The organism is Streptomyces sp. NPDC057939, assembly GCF_042887545.1.
Taxonomy (GTDB): Bacteria; Actinomycetota; Actinomycetes; order Streptomycetales; family Streptomycetaceae; genus Streptomyces.
In genome coordinates, this window is record NZ_JBHVPG010000102.1 from 1 (window position 1) to 12,574 (window position 12,574).

At 67.4% G+C, this 12,574-nt stretch carries 13 protein-coding genes and 4 pseudogenes; 8 read left to right on the forward strand and 9 right to left on the reverse strand.

What is annotated here, in order from left to right:
• Window positions 1-257 precede the first annotated feature (257 nt).
• The 3 genes from ACFVS6_RS42295 to ACFVS6_RS42305 all read right to left on the reverse strand — a co-directional run bounded on the left by ACFVS6_RS42295 (window position 258) and on the right by ACFVS6_RS42305 (window position 2,066).
• Window positions 258-599, reverse strand: coding sequence for a hypothetical protein (locus ACFVS6_RS42295; protein WP_389711871.1), 342 nt, complete (start codon window positions 597-599; stop codon window positions 258-260).
• A gap of 535 nt (window positions 600-1,134) precedes the next feature.
• Complete coding sequence (locus ACFVS6_RS42300; RefSeq protein ID WP_389711872.1) at window positions 1,135-1,557, reverse strand: hypothetical protein; 423 nt, start codon at window positions 1,555-1,557, stop codon at window positions 1,135-1,137.
• 248 nt (window positions 1,558-1,805) lie between these two features.
• Window positions 1,806-2,066 (reverse strand): hypothetical protein, encoded by a 261-nt coding sequence (locus ACFVS6_RS42305; protein ID WP_389711873.1) that lies wholly within the window; start codon window positions 2,064-2,066, stop codon window positions 1,806-1,808.
• A 311-nt stretch (window positions 2,067-2,377) separates the two neighbouring features.
• Here ACFVS6_RS42305 and ACFVS6_RS42310 point away from each other — a divergent pair, with 311 nt between their 5' ends.
• Window positions 2,378-2,983, forward strand: a complete 606-nt coding sequence (locus ACFVS6_RS42310; RefSeq protein ID WP_389711874.1) for a hypothetical protein — start codon at window positions 2,378-2,380, stop codon at window positions 2,981-2,983.
• A gap of 523 nt (window positions 2,984-3,506) precedes the next feature.
• On the opposite strand, the gene ACFVS6_RS42315 is transcribed toward ACFVS6_RS42310, so the two are convergent.
• On the reverse strand, window positions 3,507-4,220 hold the full coding sequence (locus tag ACFVS6_RS42315) for an NADPH-dependent F420 reductase (RefSeq protein ID WP_389711875.1): 714 nt from the start codon (window positions 4,218-4,220) through the stop codon (window positions 3,507-3,509).
• A gap of 200 nt (window positions 4,221-4,420) precedes the next feature.
• Between ACFVS6_RS42315 and ACFVS6_RS42320 the strand changes: the two genes are divergently transcribed.
• Window positions 4,421-5,035 carry a TetR/AcrR family transcriptional regulator gene (locus ACFVS6_RS42320; protein WP_389711876.1) on the forward strand — a complete coding sequence of 205 codons (615 nt, stop codon included), beginning with the start codon at window positions 4,421-4,423 and terminating at the stop codon, window positions 5,033-5,035.
• A 444-nt stretch (window positions 5,036-5,479) separates the two neighbouring features.
• On the opposite strand, the gene ACFVS6_RS42325 is transcribed toward ACFVS6_RS42320, so the two are convergent.
• Window positions 5,480-5,653 carry a hypothetical protein gene (locus tag ACFVS6_RS42325; RefSeq protein WP_389711877.1) on the reverse strand — a complete coding sequence of 58 codons (174 nt, stop codon included), beginning with the start codon at window positions 5,651-5,653 and terminating at the stop codon, window positions 5,480-5,482.
• 1 nt (window position 5,654) lies between these two features.
• Between ACFVS6_RS42325 and ACFVS6_RS42330 the strand changes: the two are divergent.
• The 4 genes and pseudogenes from ACFVS6_RS42330 to ACFVS6_RS42345 form a co-directional block, all read left to right on the forward strand.
• Window positions 5,655-6,344: pseudogene (locus ACFVS6_RS42330) on the forward strand (IS21 family transposase); the annotation flags it as partial.
• Window positions 6,341-7,112, forward strand: a pseudogene (gene istB, locus ACFVS6_RS42335) (IS21-like element helper ATPase IstB). The pseudogenes ACFVS6_RS42330 and istB, both read left to right, overlap by 4 nt.
• Window positions 7,113-7,138: 26 nt before the next feature.
• Window positions 7,139-7,735 carry a hypothetical protein gene (locus ACFVS6_RS42340; protein WP_389711878.1) on the forward strand — a complete coding sequence of 199 codons (597 nt, stop codon included), beginning with the start codon at window positions 7,139-7,141 and terminating at the stop codon, window positions 7,733-7,735.
• Window positions 7,736-7,902: 167 nt separating this feature from the next.
• Window positions 7,903-8,169, forward strand: coding sequence for a hypothetical protein (locus ACFVS6_RS42345; protein WP_389711879.1), 267 nt, complete (start codon window positions 7,903-7,905; stop codon window positions 8,167-8,169).
• A 28-nt stretch (window positions 8,170-8,197) separates the two neighbouring features.
• Here the strand turns inward: ACFVS6_RS42345 and ACFVS6_RS42350 are convergent, their stop codons facing one another.
• From ACFVS6_RS42350 to ACFVS6_RS42360, 3 genes and pseudogenes are all read right to left on the reverse strand, one after another.
• Window positions 8,198-8,668, reverse strand: coding sequence for a hypothetical protein (locus ACFVS6_RS42350; RefSeq protein WP_389711880.1), 471 nt, complete (start codon window positions 8,666-8,668; stop codon window positions 8,198-8,200).
• 135 nt (window positions 8,669-8,803) lie between these two features.
• Window positions 8,804-9,157 (reverse strand): ribosomal protein L7/L12, encoded by a 354-nt coding sequence (locus ACFVS6_RS42355; protein WP_389711881.1) that lies wholly within the window; start codon window positions 9,155-9,157, stop codon window positions 8,804-8,806.
• 72 nt (window positions 9,158-9,229) lie between these two features.
• Window positions 9,230-9,424 (reverse strand): annotated as a pseudogene (locus ACFVS6_RS42360) (IS5/IS1182 family transposase); the annotation flags it as partial.
• 143 nt (window positions 9,425-9,567) lie between these two features.
• On the opposite strand from ACFVS6_RS42360, the pseudogene ACFVS6_RS42365 reads away from it, so the two are divergent.
• Window positions 9,568-10,469, forward strand: a pseudogene (locus ACFVS6_RS42365) (Ku protein).
• 155 nt (window positions 10,470-10,624) lie between these two features.
• Here ACFVS6_RS42365 and ACFVS6_RS42370 read toward each other — a convergent pair.
• Window positions 10,625-10,909, reverse strand: coding sequence for a hypothetical protein (locus ACFVS6_RS42370; RefSeq protein WP_389711882.1), 285 nt, complete (start codon window positions 10,907-10,909; stop codon window positions 10,625-10,627).
• Window positions 10,910-11,183: 274 nt separating this feature from the next.
• Between ACFVS6_RS42370 and ACFVS6_RS42375 the strand changes: the two genes are divergently transcribed.
• Window positions 11,184-11,600 (forward strand): hypothetical protein, encoded by a 417-nt coding sequence (locus tag ACFVS6_RS42375; protein WP_389711883.1) that lies wholly within the window; start codon window positions 11,184-11,186, stop codon window positions 11,598-11,600.
• Window positions 11,601-12,574 lie beyond the last annotated feature (974 nt).

Here is a 12,574-nt window from a genome sequence, read left to right on the forward strand (position 1 = left end):
GGGTACCTACGCGCTGCGCGCGTAGGAGAGAAAACCGCCTTGCTGCGCTCGACGGGCCCGGCTGCGCCGGGCCGGGCCGGCCCTTCGGGCCGGTGTCCTGCGCTTCGCTGCGGACTGGTTCGGGTTTTCGCTTCGCTCCATCCCGAACGGGCCCGCTCCGCGGGCCGGGGTGACCCCGTTTCACTGGGTCCGGGCCTGCGGCCCGTTGGGGTGTCCGCTTCGCTCCCACCCCGGGCCGCCAGGGGATGGGGGGCGGGTCAGTCCGTGATGTTCTCGATGCGGCTGGAGGCGTAGGCGATCCGTTCCCCATTGGGTGTCCCCACCAGGAGCTCAAGGACAACGCGGAATCGGGAGCCCGGTCCGAAGGACTGTTGGATGGCGGTCGCCGAGTCGGTCAGCGTCCCTTGTATCCAGTCATCGAGCGATACCTCCTTCGGGTCCAGGCCCTTCCGGGCGTCCTCGTTGTTGAGGAGAGCCAACGCGATTGCTTCCCGATTTCCCGTATCGCACAGTTCCTCGAACGTCGCTTGAACCGAGAACTCCTTCGCGATCGACTTGAGAGAGACCATCAGGTGCGTGTGTACATCGATCCTTGCCATGAGGTCGAGTATGCCGAATCAATCCGTACTGGCCCGTTGGGAGCCTCGCTTCGCTCCCCCACCCTGGGTCCTACCGGCTCCGGCTCCGGCTCCGGCTCCAGAACCAGCCCGCTCCGCGGGCGGCCAGCAGCAGGGCGGTCTGCTCTCCTGCGGGGCCTACTCCTTCAACGCTTCGGCCTCCAGCCGATCCAGCTGTGCCTTCGTCGATTCCCTGCTGCGCAGCAGCTTCCCCGTCTCCTTCACGCACTCCCAGAGCGCCGCCAGGCCGAGCAACACGGCCAGCAGTCGGAAAGGGATCCACCAATTCTCGCGAGCGACCCCTGTCCCACACATGACCAGTCCAATGAACAACGGCCCCAGAATCTTCCGCAACCACAGCTCGATCCCGTCCAGCAACTTCCCCACCCCAACCACGAACCCAGCAACCACCCCGGATGCCTGACCTCATGATCAAGCACCCGGAACCAACCATGATCCACCGGAGGCGGGTTCCCACGCGTCGCGTGCTTAGGAGAGACACGCCTGGGAGGCGCTCTCAATGACGCGGGGCCGGCATCCATGGGGTCGGACGAGGGGCCGGAGCCTGAACAACACTGCGGAGCTTCTCCTTCAAGGACAACGGTGGGGCCTCACTCTCGTCCTGGAGGTGCATCAGCCGACCGACGGTCACCCTTATATGACACCTGCGGCTCCGCTGCGCGATGGACACCACCCATGCCCCATCCCTGGCCAAAAAGGCGCTACGTCCCGGCACATCTCCCGACCTTGCATGGTCCGCAAGCTCCCTCGGCAGGTAATTCCGAGCCGCATCCTCGGCCACCTCCACCGCACGCTCCTCACCACCATCGATGAAGTAACTGCCCACCAACCTCCACCGGAACATCTCCAGCTCCGTACCCTCGACCCGCCTGGGCTCATGAACGTTCTCCTCGATGAGGACATACCACTCGTCAGTCATGGCCGAAGGCTACGTAGCCACCCCACTGGGCGAACGGTCAGGGCGGACCAGCCGGCAGTGGAGCGGCTCACCTCGTCCTCCCGGCTGCAGCCAAAGCCGGGCCTGGCGAACGACAAGCTGACCCACAACGCCGAAGAGACCAGCACCGAATCAGAGGAAGAAGTCGACGAGAGGTAGCCCGTCGACACAACGCCGGGATTCCCACACACCTCGGGAGTCCCTGCTACTCCGCCTCCAGGACAAGCCGGCTAGAAACCTCCCTCGACCACGCCACCGTGTCCCTGGGCTCCGGCCGAAGCATCGCCCTCGTCGCCCCACTGCTTCGCGTGGTCGTAGGCACCCTTCTTGCCGAATTCCTCGATGTCCATCCGGGTCTTCTCCTCCGCTCCGCCGGTCGGGGATTGACGAGCAGTCACGTCCTGGTGGGCGGCCTGCGCGATCGTGGACAGTCCGACGAAGGGGACCGCAGCCACGGCCGCCACGGTGAGAACGCGAACCAAGGTCTTCAAGATGACTCCCTATGGCGCTTCCGGTTGGTCGTGCCCCGCAAAACGATCACCCATGGTCGGGGGCGCGCGCCCCACCCCCTTTGGGCGAACCGGGGCCACCACCGGCCCGGAATCCGGAGGGGGTGAAGAACGGGTGGCATCAGTCTGCATCTCATGATGCGCTGTGTAGCGGCACGAGAAGCAGGTCACTTCCCAAACGGTGACTCTCTATCTATATAGATAGACAGTCCGGCTCGCGCAGCAACCTCTTGCAGTAGCTCTGACCTGCTGAAACCCGCCTCCGGCATGGGTCGATCGGGGATGATGGCCGCATGGCGCACACCATGGTCCTAGCGGTCTCCCCCCACCACCTGGAGCAGCTCGACGCGCTCGTGACGTCGCATCGGGACGCCGAGGAAGGGTGGGTGCGGGAGGAATCCAGCCGGCTCGACCTCCCAGTGCTGCGCGGAGCGGAGCGGCGGGATGTTCAGGCCCGGATCCGGGCCGCCCGCCAGAAGCACCGGGGGACCGGCCGGCACCGCCCCACGCGCGCGCTCGCCCTCGCGCCCGCCCTCCGGGCCGAGCTGGACGCACGGGGACTCCTGCGGGACTGGGACCCGATCCCGGCCGGCGCCCCAACAGCGGGTCAAACCCTCGGCGGACGCGGCCCCCACACGGGCGCAGGACTCATCGCGCGCCTGGTCGTCGCCCTCCCCAAAGAACTCTGGACACCCCTGACCCGGGGCATCCACTGGACCAACCAGCCCCACCTACGGGCCTTGCAGGAGTGGGGCGACCATTGGGGGCCCGGCCCCGCCGGCGGGCGCTCCACGGCCCCGCCGAAGGCTCTTGCCGAGCGTGCCCGGACCGCCGCCCACATCACCACCACCGGCGCCATCCTCCGCACCGCCCTCACCCACGCCCTCAACGGCCTATAGGCCAGTCAACCCGCACGGACACCCGTAACGCGACCAGCACCACACGCCCGCCGACGTGACAGATACGCGTAGGAGTCGACGGGCCCACCCGGGCCACTTCCCGCACGCACACCTGTAACGCTGCCACCGCCGTGCACCCGTCGACGTGACAGGTGCGCGTAGGGGTCGACGGGCCGCAACACGGCTCGCGTCGGAACGGCTACGCGTGCGGATCCTGAGAGAGCCGGCGCCGGTACAACCTCTGTCGACAGGCCGGCGAACAGTGGCGGGCATCGGCACGCCCCGCAGTCACCTCAACACCACAGCCCGCGCACGGCCGACCCGAACCCTGCCCGCCGTTACGGATCCGCGTACGGGATGTGCGGCACGCCGCCGAACACACCACATGCGTCCCGGCTCGTAGCCGTACAGTGCCTCCCACCCGCTGCCGTGGCACACGCGGAACGGCCCCGGGCGCATGCCGCGGGCCGTTGGAGCCGCACCATGCCCGCAGGGGCAGCCAGGAGTGGGCGCGCGGACGTAGTCAGCGCACGATCTTGACGCCGAAGCGGCCGCCGAGGGTAAGGCCGAGGGCGGTGTGGAAGTGGGCGTACATCTCCAGTCCGCGGGCCGCTTGCAGGGGCCCGAGGTCGATGATGTCGCTCCAGCCGTAGGCGTTCAGGAGTTCGGTGGCCGCGGCCTTGGCGCTCTCGTGGTCGCCGGCGAGGAACATGGTGTGGTCACCGTCGCCGAACTCGGCCGGGTTGACGACGGTTTCCTGTTCCTGGGTGACGAAGGCCTTCACGACGCGGGTGTCGGGCAGGGCGCGCTGGATCTGCTCGGCGAGGCTGTCGGTGTCGACGGGGTTCAGGCGGGGCATGGCGCCCCAGGGGGTGGGCCACGGGTACTCGGCGTCGCCGGGCTGCTGGTAGACGTACGGGACCGCGTAGTCGATGAGAGCCTTCCCGGCGAGGGCGCCGGCGGGCAGGGCGGACAGCGCGGCGACGGCGTTGGCGCCGTCGATGCCGTTGATGACCAGCTCGCCGTCGGCGGCGGCGTCCTCGAACGTGGCCAGCGTCAGCCGAGGGTGCGCGGACAGGAACCCGGCGAAGGGCTCGGTGCCCATCCTGTCGGGCTCGGTACGGGCCAGCGTCGCCTCCGGGTCGCGGGTGCCGACGGTGACCTGGTGGCCGAGCGCGGCGAGCCTGGCGGCGTGGCAGCGCGCGCCGGCGCCGGTTCCGAGCAGAGCGATCTTCATAGGGTTCTCCTGTCGAAAGGCTGACTGGTCAGGTGCAGTACCGGCCCGGGCCGAAAGGGACCTGGCCCTGGACGCCGCCTTCGGGCGGCCTGCGGGCTGCCGGGGCCGCGGACTCCAGGAAGTCCGCGCCGCAACCCTGAAACGGTACTGTTGTTCTGTACCGTAGCAGGAATGTCCGATTTGAAGCAATAGGAGTGACTATGGCGGAAGCCGGAACGAACGACGCGCAGCCCGGCCCGACGACGCCCCCACGCCGCCGGCGCGACCCGGAAGCGCGTAAGCGGGAAGTGATCGAGGCCGCCGAGCGCGTCATCGCCGCCCGCGGCCTGGAAGGCCTCACCCACCGCTCCGTCGCCGCGGAAGGCGACCTACCGGTCGCCTCCACCACCTACCACTTCGCGACCCGCGACGACCTCATCCAGCTCGCCTTCGAACGCTCCGTCGACCAGTTCCTCGCCTACCTGGAACACCTCGACGCAGTACAGCCGACCGCCTCCACCGCCGACCTGGTGGAACGCCTCACCAACGCCGTCATCACCGCCTGCGCCGGCGAGAACGCGACGCACTGGACCGTCCAGTACGAACTCTTCCTCGCCGCCATGCGCCGCCCCGCACTACGGCCGACCGCCGACCGCACCATCACCGCCGGCCGCGCCTCACTGGAACGCCACCTGTCCCCTGCCCGCGCCTACGCCGTCTCCGCCGCCCTCAGCGGCATGATCCTCCACGGCCTCGCCGGCACCCACACCCCCGACCGCACCACCGTCCACGCCGCACTCGCCGAGCTCTGCGGCGGCGGCACCGCTCCCGCCTGACGCCGTCGCCGGCCCCGCGACCACCGGCCTCCGAACAGCGCGGCGAGTAAGTCGGCCGGGTGGTACTGCCCCCGCAAAGCGTGGGCAATCACCCCTGCGGGGGGGACTGCGAACCGGCGCACCGCCGCGTCAGCCGCGCGGGCGCTCCCCACGGCCCCTGGGGCGCCCGGCGCCGTCTCCGCGACCACCCCCCGACAGGCGGAGCGACCTCCCTCAACCACGGCGCCCACGCAGTCACCACGGCCTCCACCACCGCGCCGAGCAGCGCGGCGCAGCCGACCCAGCAGCACGAGGGCGGGCTGCTCTCGCTCAAGGCAGTGGGCCCAGGGGTCGTCGTACGGTTCGGGCCCTTCCGCGTCGAGCATTGATCACAGTTCGACGACTCGGTTTGCGCTGTTCAGCGGACCTACGGTCCGGGTCAGCCCATTACCAAGTCTCTTTGTTCTACCACCGGGACTCCTCGCCCCAATAGATCGCGACCTTCCCGTCTCCCTGCATCTTTGGCGCCGGGTCTTCGGGGACTGTGTCCGCGACGTTGTCCCCGGCGTCCTGCGCCGTCTTCGAGACGGCGTCGAGGACGGAGTGCTCGGCTGCCATGGTCGGCACAGCGGCAGCCATGGCGGCAGCACCAACGACAAGGGCTGTGGTCGAGCGGCAGGTGCTGATCGTCCGGGACCACGTCCTGGCCGGCCGGGCTTTCTCCTCGGTCGAGGAACTCAACGCCGCGTTCACCGCCTGGGTGCCGCTGCGGCGGGCAAAGGTCCACGGCACCCACGGCGAGGTCATCGGTCTCCGCGCGATCCGCGACCACGTGGCCCTGCGCCCGCTGCCGCAGACGCCTTATGTGGTCACTCAGCGGCATCTCCGCCACGTCGGCAAGGACTGCCTCGTCGCCTTCGACGCGAACCTCTACTCGGTGCCGGCCCGCAAGGTCCGCCCCCGCCAACTAGTCGAAGTCAGGGCGACGAAGTCCCACATCAGGCTCCATGCCACCGCCCCCGACCACAGTGGCGAAACCCTGCTGGCCTCCCATCCGCGAGCGGTCAGTCGAGGCGCCCGGATCGTGGATGAGAAGCACTGGGACGGCCTGCCCACGGGAGCCGGCCGCCGCGTCACCGCCGGTGACGGGGGCCTGCCCCGGCCCCGCCGCCACGACGCCCCGGGCCCGCAGGCCGGACCACTGGCGGCCCTGCTGAACCGGACCGCGGTCACCCAGGTCGAGGTCGGTCGCCAGCCTTTGTCGGTCTATGACGAGCTGACCGGCACCCGCCCCTTCACCACCAAGCCGAGCACGAAGGAATCGTCTTGAGCGAGCTGGTCTCCACCCGCATCCGCAACACGGCCGGCAAGCTGGGCCTGCCTCACCTCGCCGAGACCCTGACCCAATACGCCCAGCGGGCCGACGAGGCCAAGATGGGCTACCTCGACTTCATCGACCTGATCCTCTCCGAAGAACTCGCCGTCCGTGACGACCGCCGCTTCCGCACCGGTCTGCGAATCTCGAAGCTTCCTCACCACAAGACGCTGGACGACTACGACTTCTCATTCCAGCCCGAGCTCGACCCGCGCAAGGTCAAGGACCTCGCCACGTTGTCGTTCGTCGAGGCCAAGGCCAACGCAGCCCTGCTCGGGCCGCCGGGGAGTGGGCAAGACACATATCGCCGTCGCTCTCGCGGTCGCGGCCTGCCGGGCCGGGTACTCGATCTACTTCACCAGCCTCGACGACATGGTCCGCAACCTCAAGACCGCCGAGGCCGCCGGACGGCTGAGCAGCAAGCTCGGCAGCTACCTGAGGCCAGCGGTTCTCGTGGTCGACGAGGTGGGCTACCAGCCCCTCGAACGAGCAGAGGCCAACCTGGTCTTCCAGGTGATCTCAAAGCGCTACGAAAAGGGCTCCATCCTGACCTCGAACAAGACCTTCAGCGAATGGGGACAGGTGTTCGGCCACGAGGTCCTGGCCACCGCCATCCTCGACCGCCTCCTGCACCACTGCGACGTGATCTCCATCAACGGCCCCAGCTACCGGCTCAAGAACCGGCTCGCCGCCATCGAGCGAGACCAGGCAAGCGCAGCTTAATAGTTCATGTGGTCGACAATGAGTGCATGGACGTGCCTGAGCTGCTCGAATCAGCTTCCCTGCTGGTTCCGGAAGAGACCGCCACCGAGAACGACATCACGGTGCGAGACATCTGGGACTATCTCGTCCACGACGAGTGGGAGATCGCCCTGGGCATGCTGGAGGAGCTCGGGGACGGTCGCTCGCTCCCTCTGGCGTTTTGGGAGAAGCTCGCCGAAGCGGCCGAGCAGCTCCAGCTTGAGCGGAGCGCGGCCTGGTGCCGTTGGCGGTGCTCCGAGATCCGTAACGGCGTGATCCGGGCAGATCTGACACTCCGTCCTGCCGCCGAGGCGCGTCGCACGACGCCAATCTCCGGCGCCGGTGTTCTGCGACCCATGTGGGACATCGGACATCTCTCGCCCACAGGCGGAAGTGCGGTCAGCATCGCTTCGCTCTGGGTTGAGAACATGCCCATTCTGCAACCCGGCGGGCGAGCCACGGTTCGTCTCGTGCCCCTCACCCCCTCCCACTGGACGCACCTGCAGCCCGGCCAGCAGATCACCATGCACGAGGACCGAACCGTGGCCAGCACAGCAGTCATCCTGGAGGTTCATAGCCCTGCCACCGCCATGCCCGCAGGATGACGTGACTGGCTTAAAGACTTCCCGCCGGTGCACGTATCTCCGTACTTGGTGGAGCACACACAGGAGTACGCCGACAGGCAGCCATCCAGCGGCAGGAACAGGTCCCCGTCACCGAGACGGCTGAAGGCCGCAGAGCAAGCACCACCAGCCTGCACACCGACCTCGCCATGGCCCGCGAGGAGATCAAAGGGCTCCGAACCGAACGCGATCGGCTCCGGACCGCCATGCAACAGCAGCTAGGACACCAGCTTGACCAAATCAGTAACCGAGGACTCATAGAGCGGATCGCCGAGCTCACCGAAGCAAACAGGAAGCTCGAACAGGAGGTGACCAAGCTCCGACCGCTCGTCAGCCATGCTCAAGAACTTGAGCGGGATCTGGCCGCAGCCCGCACCAGCCTTCGTCAGATGATCCGGGAAGGGAGCCCGCGTTAGGAAAACCCCTTACCGATCACCGTTCGCTCTAGTCCTCGCCAACGCGGTCCGCGACCGGCTCTTCCACCTCTGCGACGACGTCCCGATCATGCTCAACCGCCGCCATAACTGAGCGCTGCCGGAGCCGGGCGGCGATGAGTTCCATCTCGACCAGCGTTCCCATCAGCCCGGTCGTCTTCAACTCATCTGCCAAGGCCTTTGCTTGTGTGAGGGTCAAGCCATGCATCTCGCGAAGAGCACGCAGGACGGCCACTGGGTCTATCTCGGGCTCGATCAGGCGGAGCCGGGCAGGTCCGTGTTCGGACAGGAGTGCCTGGCGGATCTCCTCCGGCGTCTCGCCGCCGCTGTCCTCTTCGCACCACGCAATGGTGCATGACTGGCAGGCCCCTTCGGTCCCCCAGCACAGGAGTCCGCGGTCGATGAACTGGCCCATGTCGCGTGTCAGCACACCGCCGCAGGCATCGCATCTCGTTGCGATCTTCACGCCCTGGGTGATCACCTGGCTCCTCGTCGTCGACACCGCCCCGAATGGTGCTGCAACAGCTTCCGTTCGTCGACCGCTTATCTTCGCCGATCTCGCTCTGCACGATCAGCCGTACGTAGGGCTTGTCTCTCAGACCGAACTGGGCCGATTTCAGGTCGCTGTGGGCAGGCCATTTGCCCAGCAGATCTCCAGGGGCCGCGGGTCCGTGCACTGCGCCGAAGTGAGGGGGAAGGTTCCCCGTCTAATGGGGCGGCTGCAGCAATCGCAGAGCAGCCTGGTGCGGGCGCCTGCGTCCTCAAGAGTCCGGGCCGCCTCGACAGCGGCTTCGAACCAGCCGGCTGCCTCGACCTCTACGGGTGCGTCGGCAAGCAGGAGCTTGCTGTTCCACAGGCTGAGGCCGGTGACCGAACGTATCGCACGGACTGCCTCCATTTTCCGATCTCCTGCTTCTGTCAGCAGCACACGGAATCCTGGCTCTTCCACACACCCTCCCCGGCCGTCCACGAGCTGTCCGGCAAGTGAACCATCACGGCAACTGCTGAGTGCCGTGGGCGGGTGGACGATAGGCCCAGCAGGCTATCGCCGGACCCAGATCAGGATGGCGGCGAGGTGGAGGGCGGCTTGGTAAGCCATGGCGAGCTTGTCCGTTCGCATGGCCAGACCTCGCCACTGCTTGAGCCGGTTGATGCATCGTTCAACAGCGTTCCGCTGCTTGTAGGTCTCACCGTCGAAACCGGGAGGCCTGCCTCCGGCACAACCCCGCTTCAGGCGTGACCGACCCCCTAGCTCTGCACAATCGCGAACTCAGAGTGTGGCCCTTGCGGTTGACCCGCTGCATTGACGCGCCTGACCACACGTCCCTCAAAGGTCGATGGCTCATGACCTGCGAAGATAGAGACGAGATCTAGATAAGGATGGCGGTCGGCCTCTACACGGCCACCGACAGTCACACCATCCACTTCCATCAGCTGCAGCGCGGCAGCTCCGACCGCATCCGCAACCGGCGCGTGAATGAGCGCACGGGCAAGGAGGTAGACCTCGACGACATCGTGAAGGGCTACGACACCGGCGGCGAGTACGTCCTGGTCGAGCCGAAGGAACTCGACGAGATCGCCCGGGCCGCTCCCAGGCCCTGGAGATCACCGGTTTCGTCGACCTGGACGAGGTGGATCCGATCTTCTTCGACAAAACCTATTACCTCGGGCCCCGCGGGAAGGGCTTCGACAAGGTCTACGGCCTCCTGGAGCAGGCACTGACGAAGGCGGGGAAGGCCGGGATCGCCACGTTCGTGATGCGCCAGCACGAATACCTCGTCGCCCTCAAGGCCGAGAACGGTCTCCTGACCCTGCACACCCTGCACTGGGCCGACGAGATCCGGGACCCGAAGAAGGAGATCGACACTCTGCCCGGCAACACGAAGGCCACCGCCAAGGAACTACGGATGGCCAAGCAGCTCATCACCGCCCTCAGCATCACCTGGAACCCCGAACAGTTCCACGACACGTTCCAGGAGAAGGTCTCCGCCCTCATCGACGCCAAACAGGCTGGCGAGAGCGTGGAGAAGGCCGAACCCGCAGCCGAACCCACCGGCGTCGTCGATCTCATGGAAGCGCTGCGCGCCAGCGTCGAACGAGCGGCGAGTCCGAAAGCCACCGGCGGCAAGGCACCGCTTCCGGCAAAACCACCACCCCGAAGAAGCCTGCGGCGAAGAAGCGAATCCGCTCCACCCCCAGGAAGGAGGACCTCGACGGCCTGTCCAAGGCAGACCTCTACAAGAAGGCGGCCACCGCCCACCTGCCCGGCCGCTCACACATGACCCGCGACGAGCTGGTGAAAGCCCTGACCCGCACCTGACGCCCGCCGGCGGCCGTTGTCCATGCACAGGCGCTCCTGCCGGGCGAGGTTGGCAGTCGCCCGGTTCCTGTCACTCGATCCCGGCCGGCTGCACGTGCTCGGTGAGGGGCAGTGGGATCAGTGGTTGCGAAGTCTTTTCCATGGGTCGGGGGTGCTGGCGTCCTCGGCTTCGGTGGCCAGGTCGTCTGGGGCGCGTAGGGTGCCGGGGAGGTCGTACTGGTTGAACCGCTCGTGGAAGTCCGAGCCGAGCGGCATGGGCTGGAGCTCCGCGGCAGTCAGGGCCATGATCTTCAGCAACTCCCGGCCACTTGGAGTGAGCTCGGTGAACACCGGGCTTGTGTCAGCGGGGTCGAACAGTTCTTCCGCCAGGTTCTCGGTGCGGACCGCCGGCGGACGGGGCACCAAGTCGGTCTGCTCCCGCGGTCTTCGGCCGCGACCGGACACCGCCGCCGGGACCTCCTCACCGTGCGCGGGACGGAGAGCCGGTTCTCAGACCTCGCCCCGCCAGGAACCCGCTTCGCGGCCGCGCTCCTCGATGTACTCGTCGGCCGCTGGATGCGTCAGCCTCTGTGCACTTCGGCCGTCGCGGCTTATCCACTCCGCGTTGACCGGCCGGCACGGCAGCGGGAGGATCAAGAGGGCCTGCCCGGCATGACCACGATCGAGAGGCCCTTCGGTGTCCCAGCGTGAATGGTTTCTGAGCGAGTACGACTCCGGCTTCGAGGAAGCGGCCCGCGACGCCGGGGAGAGCGGGGAGGAGCTCCTCGTCGTCCCCTATTTTGAGCCGACCTGGGAAGGCCCGCACCAGGGCATGGGCGGTTACCTCACCGACTTTGAGGCCCACTTCCCCATGGTCGACTGGCAGGAACTCAAGACCTGGCTCGATGCAGCCCGACTCGACGTGACCGAAGTCTGGTTCGCCCACATCTCCCAGAACGAGACCGGCCGGTTCGCCCTGGGCGCGCCCGATGCCCGCGCCCTACTGGTCCTCGCCGACGACGGCACCCTGCGGCTGAAGTCCGAAATCGCGAGCAAGGCCATGCCCTACCTGAGCAGCAAGACCTTCACCCCGCCGGCGGCCGACCAGGACTGACCGCGACATCAGCTCCCGACCATCCGGCAGCCCCGGACCCCGGACCAGAGGCAGAGTCTTCGACACTGGTCAGCGCGTTCCGGCGAGGGACCTGGGTCCTGCGGATCACGCCCCGTTGCCGCGCCGCACGTCAGGCGCGTCAGAACCGCAGCAACAGGAAGGCCCACGTGCCTCGGCGGAAGAGCCCGTCATCGCACGAAGTCGCTGACGCAGCTGCCGGTGCAGTCGCCAAGCGAGCTCAAGATCATCCCTAGCGCGAGGATCGCCAGGACAATCCACGCAATGTGGGCGAACGAATTGTCTTTTCCATACGGGGGTTCCGGTGTTCCGCCCCGCGGAACCTCCTTGTGGCTCTCGGGCTCGCCACCGGTCCCGTCGTGTCCCTCGTCCACCATCGTGTCATCCCCCGTCGCGGTGCCTCCTCCCATGGCACGGCGTCAGGTCTCGTCCGTCAAGACATACGGTGGATCGCTTCCGAACTTGACGGCGCCCGCAGACGTCTCGGTCCGTGCGGCCCCGGCCACCCGGTCCGCCGACGCTTCACAGGTAGAGAGGGCGTACCACACAAGTGGCAGGAACCCGACGATGGTCAATATCGGCCGGCAATCCGTCAAGATCACCTGTCGGAGAACACCGGTGGATGCACGGCATCGCCCCGTCGATGTCGTTCACTCCACTCGGTGGAGCTTGTGGAGAACACGGTGGCGGCCACTCCCGGCCGGGTGAAGTCCACGCGGTGGAGGGGACCAGGACATCGTCGGTGCGCCACCGCACAGGGTGCGCGTCATCAGGTCCACTCAGTGGCCGGCTTCCCGGCCGCGGCGCGGTCCGGACTCCTGGGGCCCACCCGGTGGACACCGGCCAATGGCGTACGGCCCGCTAGGTGTATTGATCACGAGCGTTGTTGACACTCGGCGGGTCTTGAACATGGCGAAGACCTCCGGTGTGGTGGGAGCTGTCTAGGAACCCATTGC

Bases quoted from the DNA above. Each gene is read 5' to 3' on its own strand.
- ACFVS6_RS42325 (WP_389711877.1), bottom strand. From the start codon at position 5,653: ATGGCTGCCGCTGTGCCGACCATGGCAGCCGAGCACTCCGTCCTCGAC.
- ACFVS6_RS42320 (WP_389711876.1), top strand. From the start codon at position 4,421: ATGGCGGAAGCCGGAACGAACGACGCGCAGCCCGGCCCGACGACGCCC.
- ACFVS6_RS42295 (WP_389711871.1), bottom strand. From the start codon at position 599: ATGGCAAGGATCGATGTACACACGCACCTGATGGTCTCTCTCAAGTCG.
- ACFVS6_RS42340 (WP_389711878.1), top strand. From the start codon at position 7,139: ATGGACGTGCCTGAGCTGCTCGAATCAGCTTCCCTGCTGGTTCCGGAA.
- ACFVS6_RS42345 (WP_389711879.1), top strand. From the start codon at position 7,903: ATGGCCCGCGAGGAGATCAAAGGGCTCCGAACCGAACGCGATCGGCTC.
- ACFVS6_RS42310 (WP_389711874.1), top strand. From the start codon at position 2,378: ATGGCGCACACCATGGTCCTAGCGGTCTCCCCCCACCACCTGGAGCAG.
- ACFVS6_RS42315 (WP_389711875.1), bottom strand. From the start codon at position 4,220: ATGAAGATCGCTCTGCTCGGAACCGGCGCCGGCGCGCGCTGCCACGCC.
- ACFVS6_RS42300 (WP_389711872.1), bottom strand. From the start codon at position 1,557: ATGACTGACGAGTGGTATGTCCTCATCGAGGAGAACGTTCATGAGCCC.